The sequence below is a fragment of the Winogradskyella psychrotolerans genome (assembly GCF_018860565.1).
Classification (GTDB): domain Bacteria; phylum Bacteroidota; class Bacteroidia; order Flavobacteriales; family Flavobacteriaceae; genus Winogradskyella; species Winogradskyella damuponensis.
In genome coordinates this window covers 257,332-276,673 of record NZ_JAHKPS010000028.1, presented here as the reverse complement: position 1 = coordinate 276,673, position 19,342 = coordinate 257,332, and the positions used below count along the sequence as shown (strand labels likewise).

General features: G+C 33.2%; 16 protein-coding genes. 10 read left to right on the top strand and 6 right to left on the bottom strand.

Features of this window, described 5'->3' with window-relative positions:
* The first annotated feature begins 37 nt into the window (after positions 1–37).
* The 8 genes from KO504_RS14970 to KO504_RS14935 all read left to right on the top strand — a co-directional run bounded on the left by KO504_RS14970 (position 38) and on the right by KO504_RS14935 (position 8,930).
* Positions 38–442: a lipocalin family protein gene (locus KO504_RS14970; protein WP_215928158.1), complete on the top strand. Its 405-nt coding sequence runs from the start codon at positions 38–40 to the stop codon at positions 440–442.
* Between the two features lie 93 nt (positions 443–535).
* On the top strand, positions 536–1,555 hold the full coding sequence (gene pheS / locus KO504_RS14965) for a phenylalanine--tRNA ligase subunit alpha (RefSeq protein WP_215928299.1): 1,020 nt from the start codon (positions 536–538) through the stop codon (positions 1,553–1,555).
* Between the two features lie 135 nt (positions 1,556–1,690).
* On the top strand, positions 1,691–2,191 hold the full coding sequence (locus KO504_RS14960; protein ID WP_215928157.1) for a GbsR/MarR family transcriptional regulator: 501 nt from the start codon (positions 1,691–1,693) through the stop codon (positions 2,189–2,191).
* A 4-nt stretch (positions 2,192–2,195) separates the two neighbouring features.
* The gene (locus KO504_RS14955; protein WP_215928155.1) at positions 2,196–3,332 is read left to right on the top strand and encodes an efflux RND transporter periplasmic adaptor subunit; all 1,137 of its coding nucleotides are present in this window, start codon (positions 2,196–2,198) and stop codon (positions 3,330–3,332) included.
* 22 nt (positions 3,333–3,354) lie between these two features.
* Positions 3,355–6,492 carry an efflux RND transporter permease subunit gene (locus KO504_RS14950; RefSeq protein ID WP_215928153.1) on the top strand — a complete coding sequence of 1,046 codons (3,138 nt, stop codon included), beginning with the start codon at positions 3,355–3,357 and terminating at the stop codon, positions 6,490–6,492.
* Between the two features lie 5 nt (positions 6,493–6,497).
* A complete protein-coding gene (locus KO504_RS14945) occupies positions 6,498–7,916 on the top strand; it encodes an efflux transporter outer membrane subunit (protein WP_215928151.1) in 1,419 nt (472 codons plus the stop codon).
* Between the two features lie 6 nt (positions 7,917–7,922).
* Entirely contained in the window at positions 7,923–8,516 is a 594-nt protein-coding gene (locus KO504_RS14940; RefSeq protein ID WP_115838318.1) for a TetR/AcrR family transcriptional regulator, read from the top strand.
* Between the two features lie 18 nt (positions 8,517–8,534).
* Positions 8,535–8,930, top strand: coding sequence for a hypothetical protein (locus KO504_RS14935; protein ID WP_215928150.1), 396 nt, complete (start codon positions 8,535–8,537; stop codon positions 8,928–8,930).
* A 21-nt stretch (positions 8,931–8,951) separates the two neighbouring features.
* Here KO504_RS14935 and KO504_RS14930 read toward each other — a convergent pair whose 3' ends face one another.
* Complete coding sequence (locus KO504_RS14930; RefSeq protein WP_215928144.1) at positions 8,952–9,953, bottom strand: NAD(P)H-dependent glycerol-3-phosphate dehydrogenase; 1,002 nt, start codon at positions 9,951–9,953, stop codon at positions 8,952–8,954.
* A 212-nt stretch (positions 9,954–10,165) separates the two neighbouring features.
* On the opposite strand from KO504_RS14930, the gene KO504_RS14925 reads away from it, so the two are divergent.
* Positions 10,166–11,113, top strand: a complete 948-nt coding sequence (locus KO504_RS14925; RefSeq protein WP_215928143.1) for a nicotinic acid mononucleotide adenyltransferase — start codon at positions 10,166–10,168, stop codon at positions 11,111–11,113.
* Between the two features lie 255 nt (positions 11,114–11,368).
* Here KO504_RS14925 and KO504_RS14920 read toward each other — a convergent pair whose 3' ends face one another.
* The 4 genes from KO504_RS14920 to mfd all read right to left on the bottom strand — a co-directional run bounded on the left by KO504_RS14920 (position 11,369) and on the right by mfd (position 17,679).
* The gene (locus KO504_RS14920) at positions 11,369–12,670 is read right to left on the bottom strand and encodes a TlpA family protein disulfide reductase (protein WP_215928142.1); all 1,302 of its coding nucleotides are present in this window, start codon (positions 12,668–12,670) and stop codon (positions 11,369–11,371) included.
* A 35-nt stretch (positions 12,671–12,705) separates the two neighbouring features.
* Complete coding sequence (locus tag KO504_RS14915) at positions 12,706–13,419, bottom strand: class I SAM-dependent methyltransferase (RefSeq protein ID WP_215928141.1); 714 nt, start codon at positions 13,417–13,419, stop codon at positions 12,706–12,708.
* Between the two features lie 64 nt (positions 13,420–13,483).
* Positions 13,484–14,350 (bottom strand): DMT family transporter, encoded by an 867-nt coding sequence (locus KO504_RS14910; protein WP_215928140.1) that lies wholly within the window; start codon positions 14,348–14,350, stop codon positions 13,484–13,486.
* The gene (mfd, locus tag KO504_RS14905) at positions 14,347–17,679 is read right to left on the bottom strand and encodes a transcription-repair coupling factor (protein ID WP_215928139.1); all 3,333 of its coding nucleotides are present in this window, start codon (positions 17,677–17,679) and stop codon (positions 14,347–14,349) included. Before mfd ends, KO504_RS14910 begins: the two co-directional genes overlap by 4 nt.
* 116 nt (positions 17,680–17,795) lie before the next feature.
* Here mfd and KO504_RS14900 point away from each other — a divergent pair, with 116 nt between their 5' ends.
* Positions 17,796–18,227 (top strand): TerB family tellurite resistance protein, encoded by a 432-nt coding sequence (locus tag KO504_RS14900; protein ID WP_215928138.1) that lies wholly within the window; start codon positions 17,796–17,798, stop codon positions 18,225–18,227.
* A 73-nt stretch (positions 18,228–18,300) separates the two neighbouring features.
* Here the strand turns inward: KO504_RS14900 and fbp are convergent, their stop codons facing one another.
* Positions 18,301–19,305: a class 1 fructose-bisphosphatase gene (gene fbp, locus KO504_RS14895; RefSeq protein ID WP_215928137.1), complete on the bottom strand. Its 1,005-nt coding sequence runs from the start codon at positions 19,303–19,305 to the stop codon at positions 18,301–18,303.
* Between the last annotated feature and the right edge of the window lie 37 nt (positions 19,306–19,342).

Below are 19,342 nucleotides of genomic sequence, written 5' to 3'. Positions count from 1 at the left end.
TTATGATAATTTTGACAGCTAACATGAAAATCTAAAAATGAAAAAAATAATTTTACTTTTAAGTGTTTTTGTACTAGTATTTACGTCTTGTAGTAGTGATGATGATGGAGGTTCTCAAGACCCTTTCGTTGGAACTTGGAAATATTACAAATATTATGAAGATGGAGTTGAACTTTCTGTAGAAGACTGTGATGAGCTAACAACTATAGTTGTTTCGTCTAATGAAACCTATACAACTACTATTTATGAAGATTATGGAAGTGGGTGTGAGTTAGATTACGTTTCTAGTGGTACATGGGATAACTTAGGCGCAGGTCTATATTCTACAACAGACGAAGATGGAGGTGCTTATGTTCAAGAAATTGGTTTTGAGGGTAATACTATGTACTTTGAAGAAACTGATGGAGGTGTCGTTTACAAAGATGTTTTTATAAGACAATAATTTGTTTTTTTTTAAATACTTAAAAACGCCTTCAATTTGAAGGCGTTTTTTGTTGATAAAATCATTAAATTTGCCACCTACTTTTTAGAAACCATGATAGACAAGATAAAAGAACTTATAGCAGAAGCAGAAGCTTTTAAAGCGCAATCTAAAGAAGAAGTTGAAGCTTTTAGAATTAAATATTTAGGCTCAAAAGGACACTTAAAGGCATTTTATGGCGAATTAAAAAATGTGGCGAATGACCAAAAAAGAGAATTTGGCCAAATAATAAATGAGCTTAAAAATACAGCTGAAGCCAAAGTAAATAACCTAAAAGAAGCTTTAGAAAGTCAAGAAGAGGACAAAGGTATTTATGGAGATTTGTCAAGACCAGGTGAACCAATTGCTATTGGTGCGCGTCATCCTATTTCTATTGTTAAAAATGAAATTATTGATATCTTTTCGCGTATAGGTTTTAACGTTAGTGAAGGCCCTGAAATTGAAGACGATTGGCATAATTTTACAGCATTAAATTTACCAGAATATCATCCGGCAAGAGATATGCAGGATACGTTTTTTATTCAAACAGATCCAGATATTTTATTACGTACACATACCAGTTCTGTACAAGTACGTTATATGGAAAATAATCAACCACCAATTCGTACTATTTCACCTGGTAGAGTTTATAGAAATGAAGCGATTTCGGCACGTTCACATTGTTTTTTCCATCAGGTAGAAGGTTTATATATTGATAAAGATGTAAGTTTTGCAGACTTAAAACAAACCCTTCAATATTTCACTACAGAAATGTTCGGGAAATCAAAGATTAGATTACGTCCTTCTTACTTCCCTTTTACAGAGCCAAGTGCTGAAGTTGATGTGTATTGGGGCTTAGAAACCGAAACCGATTATAAAATTACCAAAGGAACAGGTTGGTTAGAAATTATGGGTTGTGGTATGGTTGACCCTAACGTGTTGGAAAATTGTGGTATTGATTCTAAAGAATATTCTGGTTTTGCCTTCGGAATGGGAATAGACAGAATAGCAATGTTATTGAATCAAATTAGTGATATTAGATTATTAAGTGAAAACGATGTGCGTTTCTTAGAGCAGTTTAAATCTGCTCTATAGATTTTACTACAATATAATAAGAAGCCGACTGTTAGCAGTCGGCTTTTTTTATTTAACAACAATTTAACTTCGATTAGTTCGGTTTGTTCCGAACTATACTATATTTTTGCCAAGTAATTATTAAAATAAGTAATAATGACGAAAGAGGTATGCAGTAAAAAAATGGCGCTTGTAGAAAAGCTAGGTGTCCATTTAGAAAGTAAAAATAATATAGCACCTGTTGCAGCACGCATCATGGCTTACGTAATTTTAACAGGCAGACGAGGTACAACTTTCGATGAGATGGTTGAAGTGTTATGCGCAAGTAAAAGCACAATTTCTACGCATTTAAACCATTTACAAGATTTAAAAAAAATAGAATACTTCACTAAAACAGGTGACCGTAAAAAGTATTTTGTAGTTAATAAAGATTCAGTATTAAACCACATTGATACTATGATTGAAGAATGGGAATCGGTTAAGGCGCTTCATCTTGAAATGAAAGCGTACAAAGAAGCTATCAATGAGAATGTAACCGATGAAGATGAGAAATTTGATCTAACATTTCATATTAATTACCTCAAATTTATTGCAAATGCTTCGGCATCAATGAAAGAACTTAAAGAAAACCTAATTAAAAATAAATTCAACCTTTAAAATAATGAAAACAAATAAAATCGTATCAATATTAACCATCGTTAGTGTATTTCTAATTGTGGTGAGCTGTGGTAATAAAGAGAATACACAGTCTGGAGCAGCTGCAGCTCCACCTGCACCTTTTCCGGTGACACAGTTACAACCTAAAACGGTAACCGGTTATACCGATTATCCAGCCACTATAGAAGGTAAAGTAAATAGTGATGTTAGAGCAAAAACTTCTGGATATATAGAAAAAGTATATGTAGATGAAGGAGAAAAAGTACGTAAAGGCCAAGTGCTATTTAGATTAGAAACACAATCTTTAAGTCAAGATGCTGATGCGGCAAAAGCACAAGTTAATGTAGCACAAGTTGAGGTAAATAAACTGATTCCTTTGGTTGAAAAAAACATTATTAGTCCTGTACAATTAGAAACAGCAAAAGCAAATTTAGCTCAAGCAAAGGCAAATTATAGTAGTGTTACAGCTAATATTGGGTATGCAACTATTAAAAGCCCAATCGATGGTTTTGTAGGAGCTATTAATTTTAGAGAAGGAGCTTTAATTAGCCCAAGTGATGCAACACCATTAACTACGGTGAGCCAAATAGATGAAGTTTACGCTTTTTTTAGTTTTAATGAAGCACAATATATTGATCATTTACAACGCTCGGAAGGGAAAACAAAAGCAGAACGTATTAAAAATGCACCAGACTTAACGTTAATCTTGGCTAATGGTAAAGCATATTCTGAAAAAGGACGTATTCAAACCAGTACTGGTCAGATTAACCAAAATACAGGTACCATTCAAATTAGAGCAGCATTTGATAATCCAAATGAAATTTTAACCAACGGAAATAGTGGTAAAATAAGATTTCCAATAGAATACAAAGACGCTATTGTTGTACCACAATCTGCCACGTTTGAACAACAAGGTAATGTGATGATTTTTAAACTTGGAGCAGAAAATAAAGTTGAAACTTCAATTTTAAATGTTAAAGGCACCGTAGATAACTTATATGTTGTAGAGTCTGGTATAGATTCAAAAGATAAAATTATTGTGTCTGGTATTGGTAAACTAAGAAATGGTATGGCAATATCTCCTCAAGAAATACCTTTTGAAGAAGCCATTAAGCAAGTGCCAACGTTATTTAAAAACTAATTAACCTACAAATTTAATAGTCATGTTAAAAACATTTATTGAAAGACCTGTGCTTTCAACAGTAATCTCTATTATCATAGTTTTGCTAGGAGTGATTAGTATTACTAGCTTACCCATAGAGGAATATCCAGATATTGCACCACCTACAATTAAGGTAACAGCCAATTATACAGGTGCAAACGCCGAAACCGTTTTAGAAAGTGTTATTGTTCCTATTGAAGAACAAATAAATGGAGTGGAAGGGATGACGTACATAACGTCTACTGCTTCTAACACCGGAACCGCAGAAATTACGGTCTATTTTGATCAAGAAATGGATGCTGATATTGCAGCCGTAAACGTTCAGAACCGTGTGGCTAGAGCTGCTCCATTATTACCTGCGGAAGTTACTCAAACAGGTGTTGTAACACAAAAGCAAGAGACGAGTGCGTTAATGTTTATTGCCATGTATTCTGAAAGTGAAAATTATGACGCTACGTTTATTCAGAATTACTTAAAAATTAATGTCATTCCTGCTATGCAACGTATCAGTGGTGTGGGTGATGTAAGTGTGTTTTCTCAACAAGATTACGCCATGCGTATTTGGTTAAATCCACAAAAATTAGCCGCTTATAACTTAATACCGTCAGATGTTTCTGCTGCATTAGCCGAACAAAATTTAGAAGCAGCCGCAGGGTCTTTAGGTGAAAATAATGGGGAATCATTTTCATATACCTTAACCTATAGCGGTCGTTTTAAAGATGAAGCGCAATACAGCGATATCGTTATCAAAGCTTTAGGAAATGGCGAATTTTTGCGTCTTAAAGATATAGCAACTATTGAGTTAGATGCACAATCTTATGCTTCTAACGCTATGAGTTTAGGAAATCCAGCAGTGTTTATGGGGATTTTTCAAACCAAAGGTTCAAATGCGCAAGAAATTATTGAAAACATTAAAACTACTCTAGAGGATGTAAAAGCCGATCTTCCTGAAGGTCTCGATATATTTGTGCCATACGATACAAGTTTATTTTTAAATGCTTCTATCGAGAAAGTGGTTAGTACACTATTAGAAGCCTTTTTACTGGTATTCTTAGTCGTATTCATCTTCTTGCAAGATTTTCGTTCTACTTTAATTCCGGCGATTGCAGTACCTGTATCTATTATTGGTACCTTCTTTTTCTTGAATGTTTTTGGATACTCTATCAACCTTTTAACATTATTTGCATTAGTACTCGCTATCGGAATTGTGGTGGATGATGCCATTGTGGTTGTTGAGGCCGTACATGCTAAAATGGACGAAGGGGAGCACAACCCGAAAAAAGCAACATTAACAGCGATGAATGAAATTTCTGGAGCTATTATCTCCATTACTTTAGTTATGGCAGCCGTATTTATACCAGTAACGTTTGTTACAGGTCCAACCGGAGTTTTTTACGAGCAGTTTGGTGTGACCTTAATTATTGCCATTCTTATTTCTGCCGTTAATGCCTTAACTTTAAGTCCTGCTTTATGTGCTTTATTATTAAAAGAGCATAAAGACGATGAAGAATTAAAAGGGAAAAGTCCGTTAAAACGTTTTTATACCTTATTCAATCGTGGATTTAATGCTACTGTAGAGCGTTATGGAAGATCACTTCAGTTTTTATACAAAAGAAAATTTGTTTCGGTATTATTATTAATTATTGCCGGAGTTGGTATTTATTGGGCATCGACAACTACTCCAACAGGTTTTGTGCCTAATGAAGATAGAGGAATTATTTTTGCAAATATTGAATTACCTCCAGGAGCGTCTTTAGATAGAACCAATGAAGTTGCTAAAACGTTATACAGTAAAATTGAAGGGATAGATGGTATTGTTGGTGTTAACTTTATAAAAGGAAGAAGTTTAATTTCTGGTTCTGGTAGTAACTATGGTTTTGGTATTATTAAATTAGAAGATTGGGCAGACCGTGAAGACCCTTCACTTTCCGCACAAGCCATTACAGGAAAATTATTTGGAATTGCAGCGACTATCCCCGAAGCTAATATCATATTCTTTTCACCACCAAGTATTCGTGGTTTTGGTAATGCTTCAGGTTTCGAAATTAATTTGTTAGACAAGTATGGTGGAGAATTCACAGATTTGGACAAAGTGAATAAAGATTTTTCTATGGCTTTAATGAGTCATCCAGAAATTAAGTACGCAACGTCTTCTTTTAGTACTAATTATCCACAATACGAAATGGAAGTTAATGTACCTTTAGCTAAAGAAAAGGGAGTTTCGGTTACTAGTATTTTTTCAACATTACAAGGCTATATCGGTGGAATTTATGCCTCAGATTTTTCGAGATTCGGAAAACAATTTAGAGTTTATATTCAAGCATTACCAGAAGACAGAGCAGATGAAAGTGCATTAAATAGCATGTATGTAAGAACAGATAGTGGCGAAATGACTCCTATTACTCAGTTTGTTACCTTAAAACGTGTATATGGTCCGCAATCGGTAACACGTTTTAACTTACTAAACTCTACAAGTATAACAGGAGCTACAAACGAAGGTTATAGTACAGGAGATGCGATTAGAGTTATTGAAGAAGAAGTGGCAAAATTACCAAGTAATTATACAGTGGCTTATTCTGGTTTAACACGTGAAGAGGTCAATGCAGGTAACCAAACCACCTTTATCTTTATATTAAGTATTCTATTTGTGTATTTTTTATTAAGTGCACAATACGAAAGTTACTTATTGCCATTTGCCGTGGTATTATCCTTGCCGTTTGGTGTATTTGGTGCCTATATAAGTACGAAATTCTTCGGTTTAGAAAACAACATTTATTTCCAAATAGCCCTTATTATGCTTATCGGTTTATTGGCTAAAAATGCGATTCTTATTGTAGAATTTGCACTGCAACGCCGTAAACAAGGAGAAAGTATTGTAGAGGCTGCCATCCATGGTGCGGAAGCACGTTTACGTCCTATTCTTATGACTTCTTTTGCCTTTATTTTAGGACTTATGCCTCTTGTGTTGGCGAATGGAGTAGGTGCAGAAGGAAACAACTCAATTGGTACAGGGGCTGCAGGAGGTATGCTTATTGGAACTATTTTAGGAGTCTTCGTTATTCCTATTCTTTTTATTTTATTTCAGTGGTTACAAGAAAAAGTTTCAAGTAAACCAGCAGTACAAACAATTGAAAACTAAGAATAATGAAATCAATTATAAAACATAGAAATTTTAGCAAAGGAGCGTTGTTACTAGTTGTTGGCTTCACATTACAAAGTTGTTTTGTGGCACAAGATTACGTAAGACCAGATATACAATCTGAAACTGAAGCGCTATATAGAACAGATAATTTACCAACGGACAGCGTGTCTATGGCAGATGTATCTTGGAAAACGTTATTTACAGATCAATACCTTCAAAATTATATTGAAGAGGGCCTGCAAAACAATATGGATGTTCGTATCGCACTGCAGCAAATGCTAGCTGCAGAAGCCTATGCCAAACAAGGTAAAGCAGGTTATTTGCCTTCTGCGAGTATTGGCGCTAATGCAACGCACCAAGAACTATCAGAAAATAGTCAATTTGGATCGTTGTTTAGTGGAGGTATAGATACTTATGATATTACTGCAAACCTATCTTGGGAAGCCGATATTTGGGGGAAAATAAGAAGTAATAAACGTGCCACACAAGCAGGCTATTTGCAAAGTGTTGCAGGCCATCAGTTAATTAAAACACAGTTGGTATCTAGCATTGCAAGCACATATTATAACTTATTAGCTTTAGATGCACAGTTAGAAATAACGAAACAGACTATAGCCACGAGAGAAAGTGGTGTAAAAACCATAAAGGCTTTAAAAGATGCCGGACAAGTAACTCAAGTTGCTGTAGACCAAAATATTGCACAATACAACAGTGCTAGAGCACTACAAGTAGATATTGAAACTGCAATTTTTAAAACGGAAAACACTTTAAGTATTTTATTAGGCAAACCAGCACAGCATTTTGAAAGAAGTCGCTTAGATTCTCAAAATATTGAGCAAGATATTGTACTCGGAGTACCAGCTACTTTATTAAGTAACAGACCAGATGTTATGGCAGCGGAGTATGGTTTAATTCAGTCCTTTGAACTTACCAACGTGGCTAATAGTAACTTTTACCCATCTTTAACGTTAACGGCTTCAGGTGGATTTCAAAGTTTAGAGTTAGATAAATTATTAAATGCCAATTCGTTGTTTGCAACTGTAGTTGGCGGATTAACACAACCAATTTTTAACCAGAGGAAACTAAAAACGCAAAAAGAAGTCGCAATTGCACAACAAGAACAAGCTTTACTGCAGTTTAAAAAGACTTTATTAGTGGCAGGAAATGAAGTGTCTAATGCCTTGTATTCTTACGAAGCCGAAACTAAAAAGTTCGAATTTAGAAAAAATGAAGTGGAAGCACTACGTACTGCTGAAGCCAACTCTGAAGAATTACTTAAAAACGGTTACGCCAATTATTTAGATTTATTAACAGCAAGAGAAAGCGCATTAAGTGCAGAACTTAATATTATAGATAGCAAATTGCAGCAATTTGTTGCTATTGTTGATTTGTATGAAGCTCTTGGTGGAGGTTGGAAATAACATATAATGATTACTAAAGACGACTTGTTACAATGTGCCATAGCCAAATTTACTCAATTTGGTAGCAAACATGTTACCTTAGATGATTTGGCAAAAGAGCTTGGCATCTCTAAGAAAACCATCTATACGTTTTTTAAAAACAAAGAAGATTTAGTTACAAGTGGAGTAGAAAGTTTACTAAATGAGTATAAAGGCGATATAAATAGATTGATTAATAGCAATAGTACAGATCCAATTTTAAGCGTTATACTTATTTACAAAAGAGGGTTTGAGTATTTAAAATACTTCAAGCCTTCTTTTCTTTTTGGTATTGAGAAATACTACCCTAAAGCCAATAAGTTATATCAGGATTTTATTGAAGAGTTAAGTAAGGATATTATATCAGACTTACTGATTAAGGCTAAAAAAGCCGGTGCTATTAGACAGGACGTTAATGTAGCTTTGGTGGTAAAACTCTATTTTTATAGAGTAGATTATCTATTATTTAAAGAGGGTAATTTATTTAAATCTTATACAGAAGAAGAACTTTTTAAGCATCTTGTGATTTATAATTTAAAAGGAATTATAAGTAGTGCGTATTCTAATTCTTATTTTGAGTAGAATATTTACTTTTGCAGTATGAAAAAAGACATAGACATTCCTGAAGTAAAAAATGTGCACGTTGCTGTTGTGCAAGAAAAACACTTAGAATATAAAACCTTAGACTGGAACGCTTACATCATAAACAATAGTGATACCGATTTAGAAACCGTTCTTATTGTTTCTCAAGGGAAATCTGAAACAAAAATAACTCCACCGATGCGTCATACTATTGCTAAATTACCAGCACGTAGTTACGCCAAGATTGAGTTTCTGCAAGAGAAGGTTTTAGAGCTAAACAATACGTTTAAGGTCACCTTTTTTGAAGGCAATAAAATGTTTGATAAAACCTATGTTTTTAGAAAAAATACTATAAATGAAAAGGCATTGCAAACCTTGCCTTTAATGCAATTGCGTGGTGTTTTAGTTAAGTAAGAAACATAGCTAAAATTCCAACTAATCTAACTTGTCCGTTAATTTCTTAAATACCTTTTTAGCATCTTTTCCTTCATATAGAATGTCGTAAACGGCATTTATAATAGGGAGTTGTGTTTTTTTCTTATTCTTTTTATTTAAATCAAATGCACTTTTTGTGGCGTAATAACCTTCTGCAACCATGTTCATTTCCATTTGAGCAGATTTTACAGTGTAGCCTTTACCAATCATATTGCCAAACATACGGTTTCGAGAAAAAATAGAATATCCCGTTACTAATAAATCGCCTAGATAAGCCGAGTTATTAATGTTGCGTTTCATCTTGTGCATCTTTTTAATGAAGCGTTTCATTTCGCGAATAGAATTACTCATTAGTACACTTTGGAAATTATCGCCATAACCTAGTCCATGTGCAATTCCGGCAGCAATAGCGTAGATGTTTTTTAACATTACTGCATATTCAATTCCAATGATATCATCACTAATTTTTGTTTTAATATAATCGCTTGATAAATTATCGGCAATAGCTTGTGCTTTTTTAGAGTCGTCACAAGCAATTGTTAAGTAAGATAAACGCTCTAATGCTACTTCCTCTGCATGACAAGGACCAGCAATAACAGCAATATTTTCAAACGGAATATTATAAGCATCATGAAATTGTTCACCAACAAGTTTTCCTGTTTCTGGCATAATACCTTTTACAGCAGAAACAATCGTTTTTTTACTGATATCTACCGTTAGTTTCTCTAATTCGGCATGAATAAAAGCAGAAGGAATCACGAAGATAAGAACATCGGCCCATTCTGCTATTTCGTTAATATCGTTGCTTAGTTTTAATTGCTCAGTTTTAAACTCAACCGAACTTAAATAACTAGGATTGTGTTGTTCTTTTAAAATGTGTTCTTTAGCGTAAATACTTCGCATATACCAACCTATTTCATCTAAATTTTCGCAAAGCATTTTTACAATAGCAGTTGCCCAACTTCCGGCACCAAAAACAGCATATTTTGTTGTATCACTCATAGAGGTTAAATCAGTTTAGTATACCAAAGTTACGGAAAATTTATAGAATTATTCGAGCTAAAACCATGTTAACGCTTCCTTGTTTTAAGACCTTGAAGAAGTGAAAATAACCAGAACAAATATGCTTTTTGTATGGTTTTAAATAGCGTCATAATATTTTTTTGGCACGTGTTTTGAAACGCTACAATTAATAACCTTAAAACCGTTAGATTATGAAGACTATAAAACTACTTTTCGGATTTGCATTTGTTGCAACATTATTTACATCGTGTTATGTAGAGGAAACGCATTATATAGATGAGCCACCAGTGTCACTAAATCAATTATTAAGTTCTTATGATTTGTGGTATGTAGATATTAATGCAACACAAGGTTATGGCGAAACACCATTTTTACAAATTGCATTTACAGTGTCGTTTAATAATGGTCGTATGTATGCAAACAATAATTTAGTTGGTATAGGAAGCCAAGGAAATGGTTATGGTGTTGAAATAGGAAGTTATGATGCTTACGATAGGGTTTTAGACGTTTACCATATTATTGATGGGTATGATAGTTTTGACGTTTATCAAGTAGATTATAATACGATTGAATTATACAACCCATTTAATGATACGTCGTATTTCTTAAATGGTTACCAGCGTGCTAACTTTGATTATGACTATGTGTTTTATGACAACATTCATTATTTCTTACAAGAATATACAGCTTGGGAAAAAACATACACAAGTAATTATGGAGTTTTAAATGATTTTGATAATGAGAACTACCTTCAGTTTTTATCTGGTGGAAATGACGATACATTTAGAAGTTCTCAAGACGTAAACGCTTACAATATTAATAACATTTATTGGGATTTTATAGGGAGTTATGGTGTAGGTAATGTGTCAGGAAATATGTACTTAAAAACATTAACATTAGATTATGATTTCTTTGACAATGAATTCTTTGAACTCAGCGTTATTAATGATAGTAAGATTGCGTTATACCATTCGAGTTCTGGTACTGTTTATGAATTTACAGGAAGAGGATATATACAATATTACAGAAATGTAAATGTAGAAGATGGTAAAGGGGCTAAACAGTCTGAAGAACTTAAAAAACGTAAGCAAAAAACAAAGAAAGTAGAGAATACTAGAGAAAACACAAGAAGCATATAAATAGAAACTTAAATTATATGATAGAATTTAAATTTAGGTGGTCTAAGTGACCTCAAAAAAAGATAAAATCATAGAAATGAAACTAAATTTGGTTGGTTATTTAGTTTCAAAACGCTCAGGTAAAACACTTGTTTTTCTGAGCGTTTTCTTTTTTAATTAGTTTGAAATTAATCAAAATTGTTAGCGTTTGTACCTCTTTGATTAATTATCCTATAAATAAGTGCTAATATGACTATAGTCTACTTTTTAATGTTTTTATAATTGCTTTAGTAAAATTTCTAGATCTTTAAGTTCATAAGGTTTCTCTGTAATAATTTTAGAAGAATCCAATAAAAAATACATTGGTGTTGCCGAAACTCCATAGGTTTTTACAACAGGATTATCCCATTTATTTAAACCAATTTGATGAATAAAATCGGGGTAGTTTTTAATTTCATTATTCCAGCTCTTTTTATCGTCTTCCAATCCAAAGGCAACAACTTTTAAGTTGGGTTTGTTGGCAACCATTTCTTTAACCTTTGGTAGTTCGCTTAAACAATGACTGCAAGTGCTACTCCAAAAAATAAGCAAATAATGTTCTGCACCTTTTAAGTGATGTAAGTTGGTGTTTTTTCCGTTAGAGGTAATATCAAAATTAGGAGCTTTAGACCCAATAGAGGTGTTTTTAAAAGAAATAACCATGTCTAGTAAAACATTATTTTCCGTAGCCTTAGCTAGTTCTAATAAATAATTGGTAGTAATATAATTAGCAACTTCATGATTTTTTTGATCTACAAAATGCTTCCAAATCATTTCCAATAAACTTGTTTTAATAATTAAGTCATTGGTGTTTATAGCTGCTGCTACATCGTCAATATGCGCCTTATAAGTGGCGTTGCTTGGGTTTTCTACCATATTAAACACATAGGCCGTAACACGATCTATTAAAAATGATGAGCTTTGTAGTAGGTAATTGCTAAAATCAATCTGACTTAAATAGTGTTGCTTTAAGTTTTTTGAATAGGTGGAGATGTCTTCATATTCCGTAGGAATATAAGGTCTGTTTGCGATAATAAAACTAGACACTAATTTACCTTGAGCCAATTCTTCATAGCCTGTTTGTGTATCTTTTAAGGTTTTAAAAATAGCTTTAAAACCTTTTTTATCTGAGTTTTCTTTAGCGAAGTAATTGCTTATGGTTTGGTTAACCATATCAATGCTTTTAAGATAAGAGTTCCAAAGTTTATTTTCTTCCGATTCTGTAAAGCTTACACCATTTTCTTGACTAAAATTAAAGGAGATATTTTCTTTTCCATCGTAGATAAAATCGAAATTGTTTTCTTCTGGCGGAATCGCATATACAATTTTATAAATACCAGGTTTTGCGGTAGAGTCTAATTGGATTTCAAAATTACCTGTACGGTCAAGCTGTCCTCTGTCGACGTAATTAGCACTTTCTGGCGTAGCTTGGTATAAAAAGGCATAGCTGAAATCTTCGGCGGGTGAAAATGTGCCTTTTACACTTTGAGCTTGACATATTAAAGGTAAAACCAAAAATAGGATTAATAATTTTTTCATGATATTGTATGTTTTGTAAAACTGTTTGCTAATTGTTATTTTATTTTCTTGCCTTTTATGCCACTTGCGCAACCGTAAAAATAATTGATATATTCGACTTCAAAATTATCTCTTTTAAAAATTTGAAAAGCATTTTTTGAATTGCCAAAAGCTTCCGTATAAATACCTAACATTTTATAAGTTTCAGGACTGCCTAAAAAAAGCCTTCCTAAAAGCGGAATGACATTTTTTAAGTATAATAGATAAAAAAACTTCAAAATATTATTTTTTGGAACAGACACATCAATTAAGGAAAACGTTCCATTTGGTTTTAATAGCCTGTCAATTTCATTTGCCAAAGCATTTAGTTGTTCTGCATTAAACGTTTTTAGTCCAAACCCTGAAATAATATAATCTGCAGATTCGTTTTCTATTGAATTATGAAAAACATCCTCTTTTAAAATTGTAATTTTAGAATGTGGAAATTTTAGTTTGTTTTTCTCTGCTTGTTTTATCATTTCAGATGAAAAATCTAAGGCAATAAGCTGTGAATTTAGAGTGTTCTTATTGAGTACGTGCTTCCAACATTCGCCCATACCAGTCATTAAATCCACAATCACTTTTTTGTCTTCAATATGTAGTTCTTCAACACATTGTTTTCGCCAACGTTCGCTAAATCCAAATGAAGTGATGTAATTCATATAAGCATACGACCCCGACATTTTATCAAACAGATTTTCGACGAATTTTGGTTCGTAAATTTCTTTCATGCTTAAGCCTTATTTGCAAAAATGCTAACCACTGAATACCCTCAATAATTAAGCCATTATAACGCTATTTAATCTTTTTAGATCTAATACTTTCAATAATTACGGTTGCTAATATTAAACTGCCACCAATAAATGTATTAAACGATGGTATTTCATTCAAGAAAAAAAATGCAATTATAATTCCAAATATAGGTTGTGTGCTACCAATAATACTCGCTGTACTAGCTTTAAAGTATTTTAAACTTTGAACAAACATGGTATGTCCAATAGCTGTAGTTACTATAGCTAATAACAAAACGTAAGGGTATTGTGTTGTAATATTAGAGGTGTCCATAAAAAATAAAACAGGTGCCAATATAATGGTTAAAATTACGACTTGATAAAACATAAGCATGGTACCATTATAGGTAGCAATATGCTCCTTTAACATTAAAATTCTTAAAGCATAACATATAGCAGAAAGCAAACCAAACATAATACCTTGTAATTGACTGCTTTCTAAATTGAATTCTGGGGCTAAAATAGATATGCCAACTAGTACCATTAATCCTAGTACAATGTGTATAGGATCTAATTTTGTTTTTGAAAAAAAAGGTTCTAATAAGGCTATAATAACAGGAAACGTAAATAACGAAATCATGCCAATAGCTACATTAGAGCGCTTTAGAGCATAGAAATAAAAAATCCAATGGCCACCCATTAATAAAGCAGCGATAAAAAAGGTGAGACGATCTTTTTTGTTGCTTATTTTTAAATTAATGCCTTTATAAGCACAAAACAAGAAAAGTATAATTACAGCTAAAATAGAGCGCCACCAAATAATTACAGGAGTTGGCATGTCTATAAATTTACCCAAAGGACCGGAAGTGCTAAGGCAAACTGTTGCAAAAATGAGCAGTAAAAGATGATTTAAATGACTTTTTTCATTCATTTAATATCGGATAAGGCAGCAAGTGCTTGTTTTGTGTTTTTAATTTTTTCGAAAGTTAGTATTAAGCGTAATCCTTTTCGGGTTTGTTTTTCTTTCATTTTACATTTACTTGCATTCATCTGTACAAATTGTAAGACTTTAGTAAATGCCTCACTCTGATAAAAGCCACTTTGTTGATCTTGAATAAAATAACCAATCATTTTGCCTTGCTTCATAATCAGTTTTTCAATGCCCATTTTTGTGGCAATCCATTTAAGTCGTACACTATCTAATAAATCTGAAACCTGTGTTGGTAGTTCTCCAAATCGGTCAATAATTTCAGTTTCAAATTTAGCGAGTTCTTCTTCGGTTTTAATCGCGTTTAATTTGGTGTAGAGATTTAAACGTTCAGTAATATTGTTGATGTAATCGTCTGGAAATAGTAACTCAAAATCGGTATCTATAGTTATGTCTTTTACATATTCCTTTGGCTTACCGTCATCTTTATATAAATCTGAAAACTCCGTTTCTTTTAATTCGTCTATGGCTTCATTTAAAATTTTCTGATAGGTGTCAAAACCAATATCATTAATAAATCCACTTTGTTCTCCTCCTAGTAAATCACCTGCACCACGAATTTCTAAATCCTTCATCGCAATGTTAAACCCGCTACCCAATTCTGTAAATTGTTCTAAGGCTGAAATTCGTTTTCTAGCATCGGCTGTCATTGCCGAATATTCTGGCGTAATAAAATAACAAAAGGCTTTTTTGTTACTACGACCAACACGACCTCGCATTTGGTGTAAATCGCTTAAACCAAAATTGTTAGCGTTATTAACAAAAATGGTATTTGCATTTGGGACATCTAAGCCACTTTCTATAATCGTGGTACTCACCAAGACATCAAACTCACCATTCATAAACGCGAGCATGAGATTTTCTAATTTTTTACCATCGAGTTGCCCATGACCAATACCAATTTTGGCATCAGGCACTAATCGCTGAATCATTCCAGCAACTTCTTTTATATTTTCAATTCTATTATGAATAAAAAATACTTGACCACCACGCTGAATCTCATAACTCACCGCATCTCTCATGGTTTCTTCTCCAAAACGAATCACATGACTCTCAATAGGATAACGGTTTGGTGGAGCTGTATTAATAACGGATAAATCTCTAGCAGCCATCAAACTAAATTGAAGCGTTCTAGGAATAGGCGTGGCTGTTAATGTTAACACATCAACATTCTCCTTAATGGTTCTCAGTTTTTCTTTAACAGCGACTCCAAATTTTTGTTCTTCATCAACAATTAGTAAGCCTAAATCTTTAAATTTTACGTTTTTGCTAGCCAATTGATGCGTACCAATAATAATATCAATGTTTCCTTTTTCTAAACCTTCTAAAGTTTCGCGTTTTTCTTTAGCTGTTTTAAAACGGTTAACATAATCAACAGTTACCGGAAAATCTTTTAAACGTTCTTTAAAAGTACGTGAATGTTGATATGCCAATATCGTCGTTGGTACTAAAACAGCAACTTGTTTGCCATTATCTACGGCTTTAAAAGCGGCTCTTATAGCAACTTCCGTTTTTCCAAAACCAACATCACCGCAAATTAGGCGATCCATTGGTCGTTCACTTTCCATATCAGCTTTTATATCTGCTGTAGACGTGATTTGGTCCGGAGTATCTTCATACACAAATGAAGCTTCGAGCTCCAATTGCATATGGCTATCTGGTGCGTACTGAAAGCCTTTTTTTAGTTTTCGTTTGGCATAAAGCTTAATAAGGTTAAAGGCAATTTCCTTAACTCTTGATTTTGTTTTTTGCTTTAAGGTTTTCCACGCTTTACTTCCTAATTTATAAACGGTTGGTGGTTTGCCATCTTTACCGTTAAACTTAGTGATTTTGTGAAGTGAATGTATACTTAGGTATAAAATATCGCGCTCGCCATAGACTAATTTTATAGCCTCTTGCTTTTTGCCTTCAACATCTATTTTTTGTAGACCTCCAAATTTACCAATACCATGATCGATATGCGTAACATAATCTCCAATTTCAAGATTTGTTAATTCCTTTAAAGTAATGGCTTGCTTTTTGGCATAACCATTTTTAAGATGGAATTTATGATAACGATCAAAAATTTGATGGTCGGTATAAATTGCTAAATTGTGTTCGGTATCTATAAAACCTTGATAAAGTGAAAGCACTACTGTTTTGTAGTGCACGGTTTGTTCCGCGTCATCAAAAATATCATGAAAACGTTTCGCTTGCTGTTCGCTTACACAAGCGATATAATTGGTGATGCCCTTAGCGTGATTTTCATTTAAATCTTCAATTAACAGATTGAATTGTTTATTAAATGCTGGCTGTGGCTTGGTGTAAAATGCTATAAGTTGCTGAGCAAAATAGGCTTCATTTCCAAATTCGATAAAAGGATATTCTAAAAACTGACGTTTTAATAAGTCTGAATTACAAAACAATTCTTCAGGTGAAGCCTGCTTAATTTCGCTAGATAAATTTTTGAAAGCGTCTTCTGCTTTTTCATAAAAATCATCAATTCGTGAAAACGCTAAAGCTGCATTTTTAGAAAAAATAACAGTTTTATTAGAAATGTACTTTAGAAAACTTTCGCGTTGTTCTGCAATCATTTTATTAGCCACATTAGGAATGATGCTTACTTTTTTAATGCGCTCTGTAGAGAGTTGTGTTTCTACATCAAACGTTCTAATGCTATCTACTTCATCACCAAAAAATTCAATTCGGTAAGGTTCGTCATGTGAAAATGAAAACACATCAACAATACCACCTCTTACTGAGAAATCTCCAGGTTCGGTAACAAAATCAACACGTTTAAATTTGTATTCAAATAAGACTTCGTTAACAAACTCGATGCTTAAATCGTTGCCAACAGAAATTTTTAAAGTGTTCTTTTCAAGTTCCTTTTTGGTGACGACCTTTTCAAAAAGCGCATCAGGATAGGTAACAATAATGCACGGTTTTTTACGCGAATTAATTCGGTTTAAAACCTCGGCTCGTAAGAGTACGTTGGCATTATTGGTTTCCTCAATTTGATAAGGTCTCCTATAGCTTCCTGGATAAAACAACACATCTTTAGTGTTTATGAGTTGTTCTAAATCGTTGAGATAATAGGCGGCTTCTTCTTTGTCGTCAAAGATTAGTAAAAAGGGTTTGTCGGCCGTTTTAAAGGCTTCAGAAACCGTAATTGAAAATGAAGAGCCAACAAGACCTTTTAAATGTGTTTTTGTTTCGCTTTGGGCAATAGCAGTCTGCAGATTTTGCAGTTGCAAAGTCTGTGCGAATGTTTGGGCAATAGATCCTTTACTCAAGTTTCTTTGTTTGAAGATGCAAATATAAAATTTTTGAAGTGTTCACTAATGATAATTCTTTGAATAGAATTATATTTGTTCAGAATTATTAATTAGATAATAAATAAAGTATATATATGTCATTTTCAGATTTATTCGATAGCGGATTTAAAAAACGTAATGAAGACCATTTTGCAGCTATTGTAAGAGTTGCAATGAGTGATGGTGTAATCACTGATAAAGAAAGAGCTTTTTTAGATCGTTTAGCAACACGATTAGATATCTCAGAAGCCGATTATAAATTAATTTTAAAAGATTACGATACACATTCTATAAATCCACCAACATCTTATGATATGCGTTTAGAGCGTTTATATGATTTGGCGCGTATGGTTTGGGTTGATGATATCGAAGGACCAAATCAGCATTGGTTATTAGAAAAATTATGTGTTGGCTTAGGATTTCATTCTCAAAATGCAAAATATATTGCAGATAAAGCTTTAGCTCTTGCACACGACAAATTAGATTTGGATGCGTTTGTTGAAGAAATGAAAAACATGAATAAATAGTCGTTTTAGATCTTATATTATAAAAAAAAGCAACCTAATTTAGGTTGCTTTTTTTTATTACTTTTTTCTAGACTTAATTATTACGCATAAACTCTTCTGCTTTTTCTACCATGTTTTTGCTGCCACAAATAAAAGGTACGCGTTCATGAAGCTCTGTTGGCTCTATGTCCATAATACGTGTGTAGCCATCGCTAGCTTTTCCGTTGGCTTGCTCTGCTATAAATGCCATAGGATTACATTCATAAAGCAAGCGTAATTTTCCTTTAGGGTTTTTAGAACTTTTGGGGTACATATAAATACCTCCTTTGATCATGTTTCTATGAAAATCTGAAACCAAAGAGCCAATATATCTACTTGTGTAAGGTCTTTCGCCTTCATCTTCCTGACAATATTTAATATATTTTTTGATGCCTAAAGGGAAATCTAAATAGTTTCCTTCATTTACAGAGTAAATATTTCCATCTTCAGGAAATTGCATGTTTGGATGTGATAAATAATATGAACCAATTGCCGGATTTAATGTAAAACCATTAACGCCATCACCAGTTGTATAAACTAACATTGTAGAGGTTCCATAAACCACATAGCCTGCAGCGACTTGCGCGCTTCCTTTTTGAAGAAAATCTTCTAAAGAAACAGGTGTGCCTAATGGAGTTACACGTCTGTAAACTGAAAAAATAGTACCAACAGACACATTAACATCTATATTAGAAGAGCCATCGAGAGGATCTATTAATACAACATATTTATTTTGGTGGTTTTCATCTTGACTATTAATCGTAATAAAATCATCTTCTTCCTCACTAGCAATACCACAAACAATATTTCTTTTGGTTAAGGTTTGTATGAATTTTTCATTGGCATATACATCTAGTTTTTGCTGATCTTCACCTTGAATGTTAGTGTCTCCAGCAGCACCAATTATATCTACCAAACCTGCTTTGTTTACTTCGTGGTTTACAACTTTAGCGGCTAAGCGTATAGAGTTAAGAAGTCGGGAAAGTTCCCCAGAAGTGTATTTAAAAGACGTTTGATTTTCAATTATAAATTCTCCTAAGGTTTGATTTCTTTTAGACATGAGTAAATTATTGATTAGTAGCAAGCAAATATCGCAT

What these genes read in the sequence shown, in the direction of transcription:
- KO504_RS14935 (WP_215928150.1), top strand. Translation starts at nt 8,535, where the DNA reads ATGAAAAAAGACATAGACATTCCTGAAGTAAAAAATGTGCACGTTGCT.
- fbp (WP_215928137.1), bottom strand. Translation starts at nt 19,305, where the DNA reads ATGTCTAAAAGAAATCAAACCTTAGGAGAATTTATAATTGAAAATCAA.
- KO504_RS14950 (WP_215928153.1), top strand. Translation starts at nt 3,355, where the DNA reads ATGTTAAAAACATTTATTGAAAGACCTGTGCTTTCAACAGTAATCTCT.
- KO504_RS14940 (WP_115838318.1), top strand. Translation starts at nt 7,923, where the DNA reads ATGATTACTAAAGACGACTTGTTACAATGTGCCATAGCCAAATTTACT.
- KO504_RS14910 (WP_215928140.1), bottom strand. Translation starts at nt 14,350, where the DNA reads ATGAATGAAAAAAGTCATTTAAATCATCTTTTACTGCTCATTTTTGCA.
- KO504_RS14955 (WP_215928155.1), top strand. Translation starts at nt 2,196, where the DNA reads ATGAAAACAAATAAAATCGTATCAATATTAACCATCGTTAGTGTATTT.
- pheS (WP_215928299.1), top strand. Translation starts at nt 536, where the DNA reads ATGATAGACAAGATAAAAGAACTTATAGCAGAAGCAGAAGCTTTTAAA.
- KO504_RS14925 (WP_215928143.1), top strand. Translation starts at nt 10,166, where the DNA reads ATGAAGACTATAAAACTACTTTTCGGATTTGCATTTGTTGCAACATTA.
- KO504_RS14915 (WP_215928141.1), bottom strand. Translation starts at nt 13,419, where the DNA reads ATGAAAGAAATTTACGAACCAAAATTCGTCGAAAATCTGTTTGATAAA.
- KO504_RS14900 (WP_215928138.1), top strand. Translation starts at nt 17,796, where the DNA reads ATGTCATTTTCAGATTTATTCGATAGCGGATTTAAAAAACGTAATGAA.
- KO504_RS14920 (WP_215928142.1), bottom strand. Translation starts at nt 12,670, where the DNA reads ATGAAAAAATTATTAATCCTATTTTTGGTTTTACCTTTAATATGTCAA.
- KO504_RS14930 (WP_215928144.1), bottom strand. Translation starts at nt 9,953, where the DNA reads ATGAGTGATACAACAAAATATGCTGTTTTTGGTGCCGGAAGTTGGGCA.
- KO504_RS14945 (WP_215928151.1), top strand. Translation starts at nt 6,498, where the DNA reads ATGAAATCAATTATAAAACATAGAAATTTTAGCAAAGGAGCGTTGTTA.
- KO504_RS14960 (WP_215928157.1), top strand. Translation starts at nt 1,691, where the DNA reads ATGACGAAAGAGGTATGCAGTAAAAAAATGGCGCTTGTAGAAAAGCTA.
- KO504_RS14970 (WP_215928158.1), top strand. Translation starts at nt 38, where the DNA reads ATGAAAAAAATAATTTTACTTTTAAGTGTTTTTGTACTAGTATTTACG.